Genomic DNA, 17656 nt, shown 5'->3' on the forward strand with positions numbered 1-17656 from the left:
ACCCTTTAAAGTTTAGATCAGTGGGCAGCATTTCTAACGCAACTTCTGTCACGACCATGTGCGCATCTTTAACTCTTGTTTTCCAAGGGATCTGCGCTTCGACTTAAATCTAGACTAAATAAAACCGTATTTTTTCATGCGGTTGTAGAGTGTTTTGCGGCTGATATTCAAAACCCTGGCGGTCTCTGTCTTGCGAAAACCGTTTTGGGTGAGCGCTTCGAGAAGTTGCTGGCGCATGGCTTGTTGTGCAGTCGGCATAAGAGGCGGCGCGCTTTGATTTCCAAGGACTGCTCGCATGTCGTGGGCTTCAAAAATGGTTTTCGTTGAATGCTGAGACAAGGCGATCACAAGGGCCCGCAGTTCCGCATCATTCTCCGCCCAGTCGTGGGCTGACAAGACCCGGAAAGCGGCCGGACGGATTGTTGGCATGCGCCCCTCAAGACCAAGGGTATTGACCATAGCGTTGAAGATCAGCCGCATGTCCAGGTGCCGCTCGCGCAATGTCGGCATGCGCAAACGCAGCACAGTGCTGCCGAGCCGATCGAGCAAATCTCCACTGTCCGTTTCGGTTAAAAAAATAAGACGCGCGGTCAGAGGCCTGGTCTGATGTCCACCGACCAGTTGGACCCGCCCGGAGCGCAACGCAGACGCAAACTTGCCCTGGACCAGTCTTGGCATCAGCTGGCTGTTTTGCAGAACGACAATCTCTGCCCCTTCATTCAGAAGCCCTGTGACCTTGGTAAGGTCGCCGTGACGTCCGAATATTTCGTCATTTGCGCGATGGGATGAAACACTTTGTGAGAAATCGAATTGCGATACCCGGCGGCTGCGTCGAAGAGGATCGAGAATAATGTTAAGTGCGGATTGAAGATCGGAGCCGGGCGCGCCGTTTAGGACAACAGGAACAGAGCTTGCCCGCGCTCCCAATAACTCGGTGGCGAATTGGGTGAAAGCTGGAGATTGGCCGACCAAGCCATACCTAGCAGCATTGGCGCGCGCTTCTTGGGCCACCCTGCTTTTCGTTCCAGAGGCAGCAGCGGCGGATTGATATTCAGCGATCTGATTGGTCACTGAGTTTTGGACGGGAAAGCGGTCAATTGTCGAACCGCCAACATATCCATCGATTTTGGCAAACTGGATTACGAAGTGCAGATCTTCTGCCGTCAAAATCGGACCGCCTTCAAGATAGACCTCCATGTTGGGATTGATCTTTCGGATGGTGTGAGTGACTTCACGTGCTTTTTGTGCGGCTTCCTCCAAACTGATATCCGCGACATGGCTTTTTCCGCCACCGACATTCCAGCCGTAATTAAAAACAATGGCATTGAGACCTGCCGCAGCCGCATCTCTGGCGTGCTCGCGCGTACCGCAATAAAACAACCCGCGTCCGCCAAGTTTCTGGACGGTTCTCAACAGCTGTATTTCCGAATGCACCCCAATCCCGCTGCGCTCAAGCAGACGTTTCATGCCTGGGGTGTAGTGCATGACGCTTGGAAAATTGACGGCACCAACAAAACCGAGCCGGAGGATATTGCGGGCCATGTCTTCAATATTGAGTGTCTGTGACCAGCTGTTCAGTCCAACATAGACCGGCACGCGTGCATTGGGGAGAACTTCCCTTTCAGCAAACTGCAATGTGATGCCGTTGGCGTCATGGATAGGCAGCATGCACGCGATTGACGGTGCTCCCATGTTCCGTAGTCGGCCGGCATTGAGAGCGAGCAAGAAATCCGCGCCACCTTCTTCTGCAGCTCTGGCAACTATGCCGCTTCCCACTGCTGCGCCGATCTTAAAGCGATTTGTCATTTGACCAACTGTACCTCTACCGGCCGGATGACACCGGCATCGATACCCGCTGGCCAGGTCCGGGGCCGAACACTCTCTGCGTCGGTAACCAATCCAAGGACGTAACCTTGATAGTCAGGTATGGCTTTCCTGACTTTGAGGATTTGTTCCTGACGCATCCGGACGGATGGAAAACCCGTTTCGAAATGATCCACCGGTGGCAGGACGAAGAGGGCGTTGACACCAGCCTCCGCTGCAACCACAGCTTCTTCGGGCCGTCCAATGCTGACAATTGATTTCGCTCGTGTACCGCAAAGACTGATTAAAGTGTTCAGTTCATTGGCAAACCCGAGATTTACATCGCTTAGCTGCTGCACAAAAGCATCGTCATACTGAATGATGGATGGCAGATTGCTCAGCCATGAAACACTGCGAGCCGTCAATTGATGTGTCAGTATAGTTTTGTTCAAAAACGGATTTGTCAAAAAGACCCCTGCAGCATCGCCGTCCTCCATAACGCCCGCAGGTGGCAAATGCGTTTCAGGTTTGCGGGTTGGCAGGAGTAGGGAAACTTCAACCGGTAGTGAGCCAGGGGCTTCCGGTGTTCCAGCGGTCAGAATGCTGCGGGGCAGCAACTGATTGGACAGCTCTTTCACGGCAACATGCCAACGAAGATAGTTTTCATTATGGATCATTGTTACCCATATTTACCCATTATCTGAGTAAAGACAAATTGCAATGACGAGAGGGCAGGTGTCACTCTAACCAAACAGAACGACCGTTTGGGAGGATGATCGTCTTGCAGTTTTGTATTCACCACTGCTTGTTTGCAGGCGCGTCATGACACTTTGGCGCGAAAATCCCTGGCGTGTGTCCTTCGCCATTTTGTCTGGTTGTGTACTGGTGTGGCTCGTGCTGGCAGTTTGGCCTGAGTGGGTCAAAGATGTCCTCGGGCCCAAAAAAACCTTCGTCAATACACTTTTCAACGGGCTAACCCTCGCCGGACTTTATTTTCTCGTCGCCAGTGGATTTACGCTCATTTTCGGATTGATGCGGAACGTCAATCTCGCTCATGGGTCGATGTACTTGCTCGGAGGCTATCTCGGCTATGAGGTTGCTGAATATACCGGCAATTGGATTATGGGAGCCGTTGCGGCTTTCGCGGTATTGGCAGTACTCGGGGCGGTGTTGCAAGTCGCTGTGTTTCAGCGAATGCAGGGCGACGACCTACGCCAAACCCTTGTAACGATTGGTATCTCGATAATTGCTGCTGATTTAATGCTGGCGGCCTGGGGCGGGACCACTTATCAGTTTGCGCCGCCAGAAGCCCTCTTCGGGGCCGTAGAACTGCCGATTATTTCCACGATCCGCTCTTCCGGTCAGGAAGTCTATATCAAATACCCTTTTTACCGGCTGTTTGTTCTCATGGCTGCGATTGCCATCGGAATAGCGCTTTGGCTGTTTTTGAACCGGACCCGGACCGGAATGATGATCCGTGCCGGTGTAGATGACCGCAGCATGCTCGCGGCTACCGGGGTCAATGTTGATCTGGTGTTTGTCTTTGTATTCGCTATTGGGGCAGGGCTCGCGGGGCTTGCCGGTGTCATCGGCGGCACAGCACTTTCGATAGCCCCCGGTGAGGACGTCCGGTACTTGCTGGCCTCGCTTGTCGTGGTCATCGTCGGCGGCATGGGGTCGATCACGGGGGCTGCGATAGGTGCCATGCTCATCGGCCTCGCCGAGCAATTTGGACTAGCCTATTTCCCGACCTATGGGGTCGTGCTGACCTTCATCATCATGATCGCTGTTCTTGCAATCCGGCCACAGGGGATCATGGGACGATGACACGCATTGGTCAAATTCCACCAGCCTGGCTTGGTCTTGCTGCTCTTATGCTGCTGTTTCCTGTTCCGGCCAATGAGTTTTTCCTGGTGCAGATCGGAGGCTATAGCCTGGTCCTAGGAACGATCTCGTTGTCGCTGATGATCCTTGCCGGCTATGGAGGCATGGTTAGCCTAGCTCAACTGACCGCCGCAGGCCTTGCTGCCTACACCATTCCAATCCTTGGCAACAATACGCAGGATGTCATGGGGTTAGGGTTCGGCTGGTGGTTGACTATTCCCATTGCACTCATCGTTGGCGGCGTATTCAGCGCGCTGGTTGGGTTAATTGCTGTGCGCACCAGCGGGATCTATATGATCATGATCACGCTCGCGGTTGCCGTCTCGGTGTTCTTTTTCACCAGGCAAAACTATGGTCTTTTCAACGGTTTTACAGGCTTTGCAGGAATTGGAGCGCCCGAGCTCTTCGGCATTGATATGCGCGCGCCGTTGCCATTTTATTATCTATGCCTGACCGTCGCGGGCTCATTATTTTGCGCAACGGTTTATTTGTCACGATCGCCTTTCGGCCTCAGCTTGCAAGCCGTTCGCGATAATCCCCGCCGGGTGGCCGCGCTCGGGTACTCCGTGGTTTTTGTACGGATTTATGCCTTTTTCCTGGCCGGAATTGTGGCTGCGGCTGGCGGCATACTGCTTGTGATTTTGAATGGCCGCATTTCACCGGGAACCATTGGCGTCGACGTTGCCATCGACATTCTGGTGATTGCGGTTGTCGGCGGCCTGCGCCATCCGCTCGGACCCTTCATTGGCGCACTTGCCTTTGTCCTTCTGGAAAGTTTCGCCATCGATCTGATCGACCGCGAGCGGTTCAACACCGTCATTGGCGCCGCATTTCTTGCGGTCGTCTTGTTCTCACCTGACGGAATTCTGGGGCTTTGGGGGAAGCTCAGGAAGCGAATAGGGGCCGAAACCGCGATGCCGCGGAGTGGAAGTTTAAGTTCAATTCAAAGGGAGGAAGTATCATGAGGAAGTCGAAGTTACTTATCAGCGCATCAATGGCTGTGTTCTTAAGTGCGGGCAGTGCCTGGGCAGCGGATTTAAAAATGGGGGCCGTTGCCGTTCTTGAAGGTGCGTTTGCTGTTCTTGGAGAAGACAGTATGCGCGGCGTCGAACTCGCCCTGAAGGAATTCAATTACTCGGCAGGCGGGAAGTCGATTGAGCTGATAACCGGATCAACAGACGCATCGCCGGACAGTGCTGTGCGGACAACGCGGAAAATTGTGGAACAAGATGGCGCAAAGATCGTTATCGGTCCATTGTCCGGATCGGAAGGACTGGCAATTCGCGACTACGCCAAGACCCAGCCGAATGCAACGTTCATCAATGGGTCTTCGGGTGCTCAGGACACCACTCTTCGCGAAAGTGCTGAAAACTTCTTCCGTTTCAATACGGAAGGCGCACAGTGGATGGCTGGCCTCGGCGAGTATGTGTACAATACCAAGGGCTATCGGACCGTAGCTGTCCTCGCAGAAGACTATTCTTTCCCATACACTCAGGTCTTTGGTTTTCTTGAGCCATTTTGCGCCGCCGGGGGAAAGGCACCTCAAGAAGCGCGCTTTTTCGTACCAATCGGCAACAAAGACTACAGCTCCGTAATTGCGGCTTTGCCGGATGATGTTGATGCGATTTTTGTCGCGCTCGGCGGTGCTGACGCCGTTAACTTCCTGACCCAATACGAACAGGCCGGTGGCGACCTCCCACTGATTGCTGGATCGATTACCGTGGATCAGACCGTGCTCGGTTCCAAAGGCCGAACCCGGGACTTCATCATCGGCACACCTTCTTCAGGTCCGATCTCGGACACTTGGGATGATCCGCGTTGGTCGGCATTCGTAAACACATACAAGGAAACTTACCCCAAAGGATTCCCGTCCCCATCATTGTTCGCCCACGCCTACTACATCAATACAAAGGCGGCATTGTTGGCGCTTGACGAAGTCGGCGGCGATTTATCCGATGGCGGTGTGAAATACCGGGAAGCGCTGTCCAATCTAACATTTGAAACGCCGACAGGCATGGTCAGGCTTGATGAGAGGCGCAATGCGATCGCCGATGTATTCCTAACCGAAGTTGTGGAAGGTCCAGACGGAAACCTCGTAAATGCGACATTGAGCATTACCCCGCAAGTTACGCAAACGCTTGGGGCTTCCTACGAGGACTTTTTGAAGCACGGCCCGGTTAGCCGCGAAAACCCGGCCTGCGAGTAAATCCGAGTATGGAACGCAGCGACGCTCTTTCCCGGCTACAGTCTTCAGGGCAATACGCTCTGGAGCTGGAGGCAGTCAGCCGCCATTTCGGTTCTTTGGTGGCTCTCGCGGATATCAATCTTGCAGTGCGAGCCGGAGAGCGCCGGGCCATTCTGGGCTCAAACGGGGCAGGGAAAACGACACTCTTCAATGCGGTGACCGGAGATTTTCCGGTCACTACCGGACGAATCCGGTTTTTTGGAGAAGATGTCACCAGTCTTCCCGCTCAAGAACGGATCCGGCGCGGTTTGCGCCGGACCTATCAGATCTCATTGTTGTTTGAAAACATGAGCGTGCGTGACAATCTTTTTGTCGCCTGCCGGGGCGTGGCGCCGAACAGGGCGTCCCTCAAACGCACTGGCCCGTCAGACCCAGCCGGTGAGTCAGCACAGATCCTCGCCGAGGCGGTCCACTTGGCAGAAGTTCTCGACGCGAGGGTTGGCACACTCAGTTATGGCCAGCAGCGCCAGCTTGAGATCGGCATGGCACTCGCGGGGGCGCCACGGTTCATATTGTTCGACGAACCGGCTGCCGGGTTATCTCCAACTGAGAGATCAGAGTTGGTTGAAATCCTAACCGCTCTACCTCCGCATATCGGTTACGTGATCATTGAACACGATATGGATGTGGCACTGAGGGTCACTGAAAGGGTTTCCATGATGCACAACGGTCGGGTCTTCAAGGAAGGAACGCCTGAGGAAATCGAAAGCGACCCGGAAGTGCAAGCGCTCTATCTGGGAGACAGTCATGGCTGATTCCGGTCCGGTCCTGTCTGTTCATGGGCTCAATGTCTATTACGGTTCTTCCCACGCGCTTCAAGGCGTTGATATTGCGCTCGATCAGGGGGTGCATGCCGTCCTTGGCCGCAACGGCATGGGTAAGACAACGCTGTGCAACGCAATCATGGGGCTTGTACCCGTTCAATCCGGGTCGATCCGCTTTGATGGCCGGGACATAACCGGTCTGGCGCCGAACCGGATTGCCTCAATGGGCATCGGATATACGCCGCAAGGACGGCGGCTCTGGCCATCCTTGAGCGTTGACGAACATCTCCGGCTCTGTGCAAAAGCAAAATCGGCTTGGTCTGTTGAGCGTATCTACGAAACGTTTCCAAGACTGGCGGAGCGGCGGAACAATGGCGGTGGACAGTTGTCCGGCGGCGAGCAGCAAATGCTGGCGATTGCCCGTGCTCTTTTGCCGGGGCCGCGTCTTCTGGTGATGGACGAGCCCACTGAAGGCCTCGCACCAGTGATTGTTGATCAGGTCGTCGAACTGCTGTGTCAGCTTGAAGCCGAGCGCGAAGTCTCCGTCCTTTTAATCGAGCAGAACCTCGCCGTTGCAACGTCATGTGCCGAAGACGTTTCAATCATGGTCAACGGCCAAATCAAACACGTGCTTGGCACTGCGGAACTTGCAGCGGACCGGCAATTGCAGGAGCGCTTGTTAGGGGTAGGGCGGCATTCACATGATGGCGACAACGGCTCGTCCGAAACGTCGCAGATTACCCGGCAGCAAAGCCCTTCTCGCAAAACACCCGCAGTTTCAGAAGCAAGCAACAGCGTGCCGGAAGCCCGTGCAGTCCCTCTTAACGATTACACACCTCCGCCACGATGGTCAGCTGACACTTGGAAGGATCAAGAAGCTCCAGTGAAACATTCTCCAAATTCAAATGGCCAGATACCTGAAGCCGCCAAAACTGCCCCTAAACCAACATCTTTGGGGGACGTCATCATCGTTGCAGGCACGTTTGACACCAAGGCTCCGGAACTAAATTTTCTGCGCGAACGCCTTCTCGCACAGCGCTTGCCGGTTCGCACCGTGGATCTGTCCACATCAGGAAAACCGTCTTCTGCCGACATTCCGCCGCATCATGTCGCTGCGTTTCACCCGCACGGTGCAGCAGGTGTATTCACCGGTGACCGGGGAACTGCTGTTGCTGCGATGGCCGACGCTTTCGAAGCCTGGGCAAGATCGGCACAGGGGATACGGGGGATGATTTCCGCAGCTGGCTCCGGCGGCACGTCTTTGGTGACACCGGCTATGCGCGCGATGGCTGTTGGTGTGCCCAAAATGATGATCTCTACCGTTGCCTCAGGCGATGTCGGGCAATACGTCGGTCCATCTGACATTATGATGATGTATTCCGTCACGGATGTTCAGGGCATAAACCGCATCTCGGCGCAGGTTCTGGCCAATGGTGCCAATGCCCTGGCCGGTGCAGTCAACTATGCGCGGTCCAGTCCCCTCGAAATTGAGAATTCCAAGCCGCCGATCGGCCTAACAATGTTCGGGGTAACCACTCAGTGCGTCCAGAGCATCGTTTTAGATCTAGAAGATTCTTACGAGTGCCTGGTGTTCCACGCGACCGGGACCGGTGGTCAGTCGATGGAAAAGCTCGCCGACAGCGGCATGCTGACAGGCGTACTTGATATTACGACGACCGAAGTCTGCGACATGATGATGGGCGGCGTGATGCCGGCAACCGAAGACAGGTTTGGCGCAATCATCCGTTCCAGGATCCCTTACGTCGGCTCGGTCGGTGCACTAGACATGGTCAATTGGCATGGGCGGGGAACTGTACCTGACAAATACAGGGATCGTCTTTTCTACGAACACAATCCGCAAGTGACGCTCATGCGCACGACTGTGGAGGAAAATAGAAAGATGGGTCGCTGGATCGCAGAACGGCTCAATCAGATGACTGGCCCAGTCCGCTTTTTGCTGCCGCTCAAAGGTGTATCCGCACTGGATGCTGCCGGGCAGCCCTTTGACGATGCATCCGCCCGTCAAGCTCTGTTTGATGCGATCCGGGGAACATTTGTTTCCGCATCGAACCGCAAACTCATTGAAATCGATAACAACATCAACGATCCGGAATTTAAAAGGGCCGCTGTGGCCGCCTTCGCCGAGATCGCAGAAGGGAGGACAGCGCCAAATGCCAAGATTTGAACGCGCCGAGTTACTGTCGAAATTCCAGAAGATGAAGGCGGACGGCATCCCGATCGTCGGGGGCGGCGCCGGGACGGGCCTATCAGCAAAATGTGAGGAAGCTGGCGGTATCGATCTGATCGTGATCTATAACTCCGGTCGTTACCGTATGGCAGGGCGGGGCTCTTTGTCGGGGTTGCTTGCCTATGGCAATGCGAATGAAATTGTCATGGAGATGGCGAGTGAAGTCTTGCCGGTTACCATGCATACGCCTGTGCTTGCCGGCGTCAACGGCACCGATCCCTTTTGCAACTTTGACACCTATCTGGACGATGTGAAACGCGTCGGCTTCTCCGGCATTCAGAACTTTCCAACCGTTGGTCTTATTGACGGTACCTTCCGGGCCAACCTTGAAGAGACCGGTATGTCATATGCCAATGAGGTCGATCTCATCTCCCGGGCCAAATCCAAGCAATTGTTGACGACACCATATGTGTTTTCAGCGAAGGACGCCGACGCCATGGCCCGCGCGGGTGCAGACCTAATCGTCTGCCATCTAGGGTTAACGACCGGCGGGGCCATTGGTGCTGAGACAGCGCTGAAACTTTCGGATTGTCCGGCCATGGTGGATGAATGGGCGGACGCCGCTCTTTCGGTAAATCCCGACGTCATTATCCTTGTTCATGGCGGCCCGGTCGCCATGCCAGAGGATGCGGAGTTTATTCTCAATAATACTATGAATTGCCACGGATTTTACGGCGCTTCGTCCATGGAACGCTTGCCAGCCGAAGTGGCACTGACCGAACAAACGCGTGCTTTCAAGGCGATCCGCGCCACTGCTTGAGGAAATCAGTTATGCCCAGCACAGCTTTAACTCTGCTCATAGGCCTGATCGTCGGGATCGTTGTAATCGTTTGCCTTTTGAATTGGTTTTACCTGCGCGGCGTCTCCGGCCGCGCTTATGTGCGCACCGGATTTGGTGGCCGGAAGGTGATGATTGATTCCGGAATGTTGGTTCTTCCAATCCTGCACCAGGTCACTCCCGTCAGCCTTGGTCTGTCAAAGATGGCGCTCAAGTCTGAAAGAGAGGAGGGGCTTATTACATCTGACCGTATGCGTGTTGATGTCGACGCCGAATTTTTTGTTCAGGTCGCTGCCACGCCTGAAGCAGCTGCATTGGCGGCGGCGTCACTGGGGGATCTGACAAACCAGCCGGACTTGCTCGCAGCCTTTTATGAAAGCGAATTCCTGGGTGCGTTGCGCTCTGTTGCAGCCGAACACACTTTGAACGGTTTGCATGAAAATCGCGCTGGTTTTATCGACGCTGTTCAGGCGCGCATCGCGCCCGTTCTTGCAAATAACGGACTGGAGCTGTCCAGCATCGCGATCAGAAACCTCGACCAGACAGCCTTGGAGCATTTTAATCCAGCCAACAGTTTCGACGCTGAAGGTTTGACCCAGCTGATCGGCACCGTGGAGGAACGCCGGCAGCTACGCAACTCTATTGAACAGAAATCTGCTGTTGCTATTCGCGAGGCCAATCTGGCGGCAGAAAAAGAAACGCTGACCCTCGAACGAGAAAGCCAACTTGCCCGCCTGGAACAGGAACGCGACGTTGAAAAACACCGTGCGGAGCAGGGCGCCGAAATAGCCCGCGAACAAGCGGAAAGGTCCGCAGAAGCCGAAGCGGCCCGCATCACCGGCACCCAGGCTACAAATCAGCATGAGATCGCTGCCAAGGAAGAAGTAGAACGGAGCCGTCTTGCTTCAGAACGCGCACTGGATGAAAGCCGGATCCTCCGCGAACAGGAGCGGCGGCGGCTTGAGATCGAGCGGGAGCGGTTCATAGAATTGACGAAGATCGAAAAAGCGATTGCAGTCCTTTCAAAATCCGTCGAGGAAGCTGGTGTTCGCATAGAAGCGGAAGCGAAACTCACCGCGGCGGCAAAGGCAGACGAGAATGTTACAATGGCACAAGACCTTTGTGCCGCAGAACGGAACGCTGCTGTTTCGCGGATCGAGGCCGACCGTGATGCCAATGCAGAACAGGTGCTTTCAGCCGCGCATGCAGAGGCCGAGCGTCTGCGCAACGAAGCTGAGAATATTCTCACTCAAGACGCCCGCGCCGGCCGGTTGCGGAGCCAGTTAATCGCCAAACTTGAAACGGTGATCGCCGAAACCGTCAAGCCCATTGAAAAGATCGATGGCATCAAATTGGTGCACATGAGCGGTGGCGAAGGCGGCGGTGGCCGTACGCCAACGGATGAAGTCATCGACAGTGCTTTGCGGTACCGTGTTCAGGCGCCAATGATTGATGAACTGATGAAGGAAATCGGTGTCGATGGCGCCAATGTTTCCAAAATGGGGGATGTTTTCCGCTCAGCGAAAGATGCTCAGAGCCTGGCCAAGAGCATCGGTGGAAATGGCAGTGCGAACGGCGCTGAAAAACAACAGCAAAAGGGTCATGACAATGGTTGAAGTGTTTGTTTCATCGGTTATTCCGGCTGATGTTGATCGGGTCTGGGAAGCTGTCCGCGATTTCAACGCCATGCCGATTTGGCATCCGTTGATTGCCGACAGCCGGATTGAGACCGGCGCACCGTCCGACCAGATCGGTTGTGTCCGCAATTTCACATTGACCGATGGCAGCCGTATTCGTGAAAAACTGCTTGCTCAATCAGATCTTGAGCACAGTTTCACGTATTCCATCGTGGAGGCCGATATTCCATTGCAGAATTATGTTGCTGGGATGTCACTCTTTCCGGTTACCGATGGCGGTATAACCTATGCCACATGGACGGCCAAATTTACATGCCCTGAAGGTCAAGAAGACGAACTACATGAGATGGTTTCCAACGATGTATTTCAAGCCGGTTTTGACACATTGAAACAAAGATTTAGCTGACTTTCTATTGGGAAACGAAATACGCCTGACGCTCATTCGGAAAACTGGCCGCAACTGACAGCCGGTCTTCAAAATGAGCGCAGGTTCGGCGCTCATACATCTTTGATGGAAATCCAAAAAAGTCAGGCCTACGTCTGCAATATTGTGTGGGAAGAGTTTTGCTGCGTCTTCAGGATGCGTCGGTCGCGTTTTGGGACACGACAAAATATGACATCTTAGCTGCCTGAAACCCGCTGGTTCGGTTATTCAAACAGTCTATGAAGCCACTATGCCGGCGGCTCCTATTTATCGGCGGTAATCTGAATCATAATTTATGCGCCTTTGTAGACGCCTAATGGTACTGGGGGCGGATCCTATTAAGACACCGGATTTGTCGGTATGGGGCATACCGAAATTCAAACTGAGCGTGAGTGCTCTATGGGATTACCCATACGACTTATTCGCATAATCAATATTATGGAACATTATTGCATTCGGTAAAAACCACGGCGTTTTCTGCTGTTTGGATGATTTTCGTATCAAGCCGCTTCACTTTGCCAGCTGACAAACCGAACTCAGGTCTCGTTGGTCAACTCACCGCCATCACCATCGATTACACGCCGTGCGGTCTCATAATCAAATCCAGCCCGGCACATGGCTGCGAGATCTTTTGTTCGGCGGTCCGCGCGTTTGGCCGGGTCTGCGAACGGTCCGAAGCGCCGGCGTTTTGCGTATCGAGCTGCGGCGTCCAATTCATCGGATGTGTCTTCCGCCAGAACCGTCTCCAAGATCTGCGGCGGAACACCTTTGGCTCTGAGGTGCGCTTCGATCTTCTTTTTGGATTGACCTTTACGGCGCAGGCTTGCGAATTTCATTTCGGCGAAACCCAGGTCATTGACCATGCCGGTGCGCACGCATTTCTCAACGATGGTGTCGAGCATCTCTGCGAAATCGCCAGGATCCAGGTCTAGAGCCTGACAAGCTTGGTAAATCTTACGGTCCAGAACTTTCCGCAAATTGGCTTCGGTGGACGCATATCGTTCCAGATAATGAACTGCGGCTCTGAGCAGTCGCACTTCAGTTGGTTTTTTGTAGCGCCGCTCAGCCGGCATGAACGGCCGTTTCCTTGGCGGTTTTGTCTTGCTCAGCGTTTACGGTAATCTGAAGGCCGTCATAGGCAGGTTCGATGCCCGCCGGCAGTTCTTCTGATAAGATTTTATAATCTAAATCATTGTGTAGATTTGTAAAAATAGCCTTCTTCGGTGCTAATTCCGTAGTCCATTCCAGCGCATCGTCGAGATTAAAATGGCTCGGATGAGGTCTGCGCCGCAAACAATCCAGAATGAGAAGATCCAGGCCTTGCAAAGCCTTGAAGCTGGCCGGAGAAATGTCTGATACATCAGGTACATAGGCCGCATCGCCAATCCGGAAACCCAAAGCCGGGATTTCCCCGTGAACCACCTCGATCGGCAAAAACTCAATTGATCCACCCGGGCCGTCGATCGCAACCTTTTCCCCGGCCGTCATGACATGCCGGTCCAGGATTGGCGGATAACTTGAGCCTGGCGGGGTTTCGAAACAATAGCCGAACGCAGCCATAGCCTTCTCAAACGTCGGTGCATCCATATAGACCGGGATGCGGCGCCGGTCGCGCACCATAAAGGCTCGAAGGTCATCAATGCCGTGCAGATGATCCGCATGGGCGTGGGTATAGAGCACCGCATCCATCCGCTGGACATCGGCTGTGAGCAATTGATCGCGCAGATCGGGACCAGTGTCTATCAACGCTGTTGTGCACCCGTTTTCCCCAAACTTTTCCACAAGCAGTGCACAGCGCCGGCGCCGGTTTTTCGGTTCGTTCGGGTCGCACAGTCCCCAGTCATTACCGATGCGCGGAACGCCACCGGAGGACGCACAGCCCAAAATCGTCAATCGAACTGTCATGCTGCGCCAGCCTCCTTGAGACTGGTGGTTTGCGGCTTGGGTACTTTCTTGAATAGACGGAAGAAATTGTCTGTCGTCTGGCGGGCAATGTCCTCTTTGGAAACACCCCGTGTCTCGGCCAGAACCTCTGCCGTCATCGCTGTATAAGCCGGTTCATTGCGTTTGCCGCGGCGCGGCTGCGGTGCCAAATAAGGCGCATCGGTTTCCACAAGCAGCCGGTCGGCTGGCAGTTCACGGGCGATTTCACGGAGCTCTTCAGACTTTTTGAAGGTCAAGATTCCTGAAAACGAGACATATAGCCCGAGTTCAATTCCAGTCATGGCGAGGTCTCTGCCGGAGGAAAAACAATGGAGCAGGGCCGGGAATGCCCCCTTCCCCATTTCTTCCCGCAATATGGCGGCCATATCGTCATCGGCATCGCGCGAATGGATCACCAGGGGCAGCCCCGTTTGACGTGCGGCTTCAATGTGAATGCGCAAGCCTTCCGCCTGTGCATCCCTCGGCGCCTTGTCATAAAAATAGTCGAGACCGGCTTCGCCGATGGCAACAACTTTCGGATGGGCAGCCAGCCGGACGATTTCATCGACCGGTATGCCACGTTCCGTGCCTGCATTGTGCGGATGGGTGCCGACCGAACAATAAACTTCCGGGTACGTCTCAGTGATGGCACGGATCTGATCGAATTTGCGGATATGGGTGCAAATTGTCACCATCATCTCCACCCCGGCGTCTTTGGCCCGGGCAATGAGATCATCGCGTTCGCCGTTAAAATCGGGAAAATCGAGATGGCAATGGCTGTCTACTAACATGAAGGGTCGATCTGAATTTTGGGTGGTTGTTCAGTCATGCGTACATAAGGCGTAGCGCCGTATAAGGCCAGCAGGTCGCGGCATATTATCCTTGTTGGAGCTTCCTTAGGTTTAAGAAGAAGTCGAGAACGACCTGTTTTCGATCCAGGTTGAGCGCGTCACTGTCGGAGATGGCTTTTTGGGTCGCCTCCCACAAGGAAACATAGCGGTAGGCAATCCCTGTTCCAGCGGTGAGCGAGCGGCGCATCTGACCGTGCAGCCAGTTTTCGGCAACATGTTGGAAACTCTCCCAGTTGTCGGATTGTCCGCGCGCTGCGACGAGATCCGATAAGGTATGGAGCGCTTTCAGATCCATTTGGGACGCATTTTCTGCAAGCTTGCGCGTGCCCTGCGCGATCGCAAGACCATCTCCGGCCAGAAGCGTCAACGCGGCCCGCAAACTCCCGTCCGCCGTTTCTGAAATTTCGTTTAATCCTGCAGCATCCGGTAGGCCGGCAGGAGACAGTTCCCGTAATCCGTTTGCGATGTCGGTTGCGGAAAGCGGTGTCATGTCCAGGCGCCGGCAGCGGGAACGGATTGTTGGCAAAAGCCGGCCTGGCGCATGGCTTAGAACCAGGAACAGACATCGTTCAGGTGGTTCTTCAAGTATTTTCAATAACGCATTGGCAGAACTGGCATTCATGTCATCTGCAGCATCAACGATACAGACCCGCCAGGCCCGGGCGGACGCCGTAGTTCCGAAGAAATTGACCGTCCGGCGCACCTCATCCACCGGGAGATCCGCCTTGAAGCGTTTTCCCTTGTCGTCCCATGGGCGGCGCAGATGTAAGATGTTGGGATGTCCCCCGGCCGCGATCTGCCGGGCAACAGGGTGATCTTCGGGAATACTAAGATCCGTTGCCATCGCCGTTTGGCTGCCGAACCGGTCTGGATGGGCAAGGACAAATTTGGCAAACCGGAAGGCAAGTGTTGCCTTGCCAATGCCTTTTGGACCGCCAAGGATCCAGGCGTGGTGCAAGCGCTCGGACCGGTAGGCGCCTAACAGTGCCTGTTCTGTCTGGCCGTGGCCAATCAACCGGCTGCGTTCGTGCGGCAAGGGAATGCCGGGTAGCGCATCAACTTCAGGCGTCTCAACAGGTTCTGGCTTGCGCGCCACGCCTACGCCTCCTCAGAAACTTGTGGCGTGCCGTTGGCGGCGTTCAATACGTGTTCGAACGCAGCCTCAACAGCGTCCCGGATGGCAGTTTCCACTGCTCCCAAATCCTTTGCGCCATCAATCACCGCAAACCTGTGGGATTCTTCTTCCGCCAATTCCAGAAACCGTTGCCGCCGCCGCTCATGCACCTGCATAGCTTCGCCTTCAAACCGGTCTGGTCCGCCGCTCGCATCCGTTTTAGAACGCTCTTTGACCCGGGCCATGCCGACTTCGGCTGGAACATCGATCAGGAGCGTAAGCTCCGGCCGGATGCCGGCGACAGCAGCCGTTTCCAGGAGCTTCAGGTAATCGAGATCGACCCCGCCCTCACCTTGATAAACACGCGTAGAATCGGCATAGCGGTCACAAAGCACCCAATCCCCACGCTCCAAAGCGGGTTTGATCAGCGTGTCGACGTGATCTGCACGGGCAGCCGCAAACAGCATGGCTTCCCCGCGCGGCCCAAGGTCTTTGGCTTCTCCAGATAAAAGCATGTTCCGGATTTTTTCAGCACCCGGCGATCCACCCGGCTCACGGGTCACAACGACTGTTTTTCCTTTGTTTTCCAAGAAGTTTTTCAGCCGCGCGATCTGGGTTGATTTGCCGGCCCCCTCGCCGCCTTCAAAGCTGATGAAATGTCCTTGCACCTGGGTTCGGTTCCTGTTGGTCGTAAAGCGCTTATGGTCGTCGGCCTGGACGCTGAAAATATTGTAAAGAGCAGATAGACCGAAACCGCTATCCAATCCAGCCAAATAGCAATTCTTGCACGCTGTCGAGTGCTTTGCCGACCAATCCGCCTTCGGGCACGGCGTTTCCGGTTTTTAAGGGGGCGCGATGGACGATCCCGTCCTTGCCGACAACGCGCAGTTCGCCGACCGTGACACCTTCTTTAACCGGAGCAACCAAAGGCCCCTGATACACAACCCGCAGCCGGTATTCTAGGGCGCCATCGCGCGGTAGAAACACATCGATGTTTTCGGCAGCGACAAGGGGAACAGACCCGCTGGTGCCGCCATATACACGGCCATCTATCACTGTCTCTCCGGCGGCAAACACTGTTTGGACCGCATAAAACTCCCAGGCGCCTTCAAAGATCTCCTTCAATGTCGCCAACCGGTGTTTGTCTGATTTTAAACCGGCGACAGAGGCGATGATCCGGCGGCCGTTCCGGTCGATCGAGCCCAATCCGGAAAACCCATCGGTTGAATGCCGGCCACCGCCAAGGCCATCGAGATTACGGATTTCTCCAAGAAGCGGGTTTTTGTTGCGCTGGAAAATCTTGTTCCAGGTGAACTCCGGAATTGCGAACATTTTGTAGAGCTCTGCGTGCTCTTCGATCACATATTCGGCGAGCCAAGCCTGGTCCCGCACGGTCGTGGTGTTGACCGCTTCTTCGTAGCCGGTTGGATTGCCAAAACGGCTGCTTACCATACCAATGTCTGCAGCCAGTTTGTTCATCCGGCCGGCAAAGGCTTCCTCTGACCCATCCAGGCATTCGGCGAGGATAATGGCAGCGTCATTGCCGTTGTGGACCAGAAGGCCTTTTAAGAGATCTTCGACGGCGATTTCAGATTTGATCGCGGCAAACATGGTTGCGCCCCGTCCGGATGGCGCCCCGCCGGTCCGCCAGGCGTGTTCGCTCACTCTGCACAGTTGATCCAAGGTCATATCGCCATCGAAAAGCGCCTTGAAAACTGTCGCTGCCGTCATGACCTTGACCAGCGCGCCCGGAGAAAACGGGAGATCGGCATCTTTGGCGAATAAAACCGTGCCGGAGCCCGGCTCATAAAGAAATGCTTTCGGCGCTTTTGTTGTCAGTTCTTCAGCGTGGGCGCCTGTGCTCCAAATTGCGCCCATGAGACCGGCACTCACCGCCCCAGCAATGGCCGCAGTGCGCTGTGAGACTTGCCAAATTTTGAAAGTTGACCAGAAGGGCATACCTGATTGCCGTACCTTTGCCCGGT

Annotated in this window: 16 protein-coding genes; 8 read left to right on the top strand and 8 right to left on the bottom strand. The window is 54.8% G+C overall.

The genetic code is table 11. The features are described 5' to 3' along the window. Nucleotides 1–114: 114 nt before the first annotated feature. Together ACOOFE_RS13155 and ACOOFE_RS13160 are read right to left on the bottom strand one after the other, a co-directional pair. The gene (locus tag ACOOFE_RS13155) at nucleotides 115–1806 is read right to left on the bottom strand and encodes a phosphoenolpyruvate hydrolase family protein (protein WP_420415339.1); all 1692 of its coding nucleotides are present in this window, start codon (nucleotides 1804–1806) and stop codon (nucleotides 115–117) included. Beyond that, entirely contained in the window at nucleotides 1803–2480 is a 678-nt protein-coding gene (locus tag ACOOFE_RS13160) for a hypothetical protein (RefSeq protein WP_420415340.1), read from the bottom strand. Before ACOOFE_RS13160 ends, ACOOFE_RS13155 begins: the two co-directional genes overlap by 4 nt. 145 nt (nucleotides 2481–2625) lie before the next feature. Between ACOOFE_RS13160 and ACOOFE_RS13165 the strand changes: the two genes are divergently transcribed. Genes ACOOFE_RS13165 through ACOOFE_RS13200 form a run of 8 tightly spaced genes read left to right on the top strand, consistent with a single transcriptional unit; the run spans nucleotide 2626 to nucleotide 11765 of the window. Next, the gene (locus ACOOFE_RS13165) at nucleotides 2626–3630 is read left to right on the top strand and encodes a branched-chain amino acid ABC transporter permease (protein ID WP_420415341.1); all 1005 of its coding nucleotides are present in this window, start codon (nucleotides 2626–2628) and stop codon (nucleotides 3628–3630) included. Further along, entirely contained in the window at nucleotides 3627–4652 is a 1026-nt protein-coding gene (locus tag ACOOFE_RS13170) for a branched-chain amino acid ABC transporter permease (protein ID WP_420415342.1), read from the top strand. The genes ACOOFE_RS13165 and ACOOFE_RS13170 overlap by 4 nt, the downstream gene beginning before the upstream one ends. After that, nucleotides 4649–5893 (top strand): ABC transporter substrate-binding protein, encoded by a 1245-nt coding sequence (locus ACOOFE_RS13175; RefSeq protein WP_420415343.1) that lies wholly within the window; start codon nucleotides 4649–4651, stop codon nucleotides 5891–5893. Before ACOOFE_RS13170 ends, ACOOFE_RS13175 begins: the two co-directional genes overlap by 4 nt. Nucleotides 5894–5901: 8 nt before the next feature. Further along, nucleotides 5902–6687, top strand: a complete 786-nt coding sequence (locus tag ACOOFE_RS13180) for an ABC transporter ATP-binding protein (RefSeq protein ID WP_420415344.1) — start codon at nucleotides 5902–5904, stop codon at nucleotides 6685–6687. Next, the gene (locus ACOOFE_RS13185) at nucleotides 6680–8881 is read left to right on the top strand and encodes an ABC transporter permease (protein ID WP_420415345.1); all 2202 of its coding nucleotides are present in this window, start codon (nucleotides 6680–6682) and stop codon (nucleotides 8879–8881) included. Before ACOOFE_RS13180 ends, ACOOFE_RS13185 begins: the two co-directional genes overlap by 8 nt. Further along, nucleotides 8868–9704 (top strand): phosphoenolpyruvate hydrolase family protein, encoded by an 837-nt coding sequence (locus ACOOFE_RS13190; RefSeq protein WP_420415346.1) that lies wholly within the window; start codon nucleotides 8868–8870, stop codon nucleotides 9702–9704. Before ACOOFE_RS13185 ends, ACOOFE_RS13190 begins: the two co-directional genes overlap by 14 nt. Before the next feature lie 11 nt (nucleotides 9705–9715). Next, nucleotides 9716–11338: a flotillin family protein gene (locus ACOOFE_RS13195; RefSeq protein WP_420415347.1), complete on the top strand. Its 1623-nt coding sequence runs from the start codon at nucleotides 9716–9718 to the stop codon at nucleotides 11336–11338. After that, nucleotides 11331–11765 carry an SRPBCC family protein gene (locus tag ACOOFE_RS13200; RefSeq protein WP_420415574.1) on the top strand — a complete coding sequence of 145 codons (435 nt, stop codon included), beginning with the start codon at nucleotides 11331–11333 and terminating at the stop codon, nucleotides 11763–11765. The genes ACOOFE_RS13195 and ACOOFE_RS13200 overlap by 8 nt, the downstream gene beginning before the upstream one ends. Nucleotides 11766–12319: 554 nt before the next feature. Here ACOOFE_RS13200 and ACOOFE_RS13205 read toward each other — a convergent pair. The 6 genes from ACOOFE_RS13205 to ACOOFE_RS13230 form a co-directional block, all read right to left on the bottom strand. Then, the gene (locus ACOOFE_RS13205) at nucleotides 12320–12856 is read right to left on the bottom strand and encodes a regulatory protein RecX (protein ID WP_420415348.1); all 537 of its coding nucleotides are present in this window, start codon (nucleotides 12854–12856) and stop codon (nucleotides 12320–12322) included. Next, nucleotides 12846–13688, bottom strand: coding sequence for an MBL fold metallo-hydrolase (locus ACOOFE_RS13210; RefSeq protein WP_420415349.1), 843 nt, complete (start codon nucleotides 13686–13688; stop codon nucleotides 12846–12848). The genes ACOOFE_RS13205 and ACOOFE_RS13210 overlap by 11 nt, the downstream gene beginning before the upstream one ends. Continuing rightward, nucleotides 13685–14497: a TatD family hydrolase gene (locus ACOOFE_RS13215; RefSeq protein WP_420415350.1), complete on the bottom strand. Its 813-nt coding sequence runs from the start codon at nucleotides 14495–14497 to the stop codon at nucleotides 13685–13687. The genes ACOOFE_RS13210 and ACOOFE_RS13215 overlap by 4 nt, the downstream gene beginning before the upstream one ends. 85 nt (nucleotides 14498–14582) lie before the next feature. Then, the gene (locus ACOOFE_RS13220; RefSeq protein WP_420415351.1) at nucleotides 14583–15653 is read right to left on the bottom strand and encodes a DNA polymerase III subunit delta'; all 1071 of its coding nucleotides are present in this window, start codon (nucleotides 15651–15653) and stop codon (nucleotides 14583–14585) included. Between the two features lie 2 nt (nucleotides 15654–15655). Next, a complete protein-coding gene (gene tmk, locus ACOOFE_RS13225; protein WP_420415352.1) occupies nucleotides 15656–16339 on the bottom strand; it encodes a dTMP kinase in 684 nt (227 codons plus the stop codon). 88 nt (nucleotides 16340–16427) lie between these two features. Then, nucleotides 16428–17630, bottom strand: a complete 1203-nt coding sequence (locus tag ACOOFE_RS13230; RefSeq protein ID WP_420415353.1) for a D-alanyl-D-alanine carboxypeptidase family protein — start codon at nucleotides 17628–17630, stop codon at nucleotides 16428–16430. Between the last annotated feature and the right edge of the window lie 26 nt (nucleotides 17631–17656).

The sequence above is a fragment of the Roseibium sp. genome (genome assembly GCF_965216085.1).
Classification (GTDB): Bacteria; Pseudomonadota; Alphaproteobacteria; order Rhizobiales; family Stappiaceae; genus Roseibium.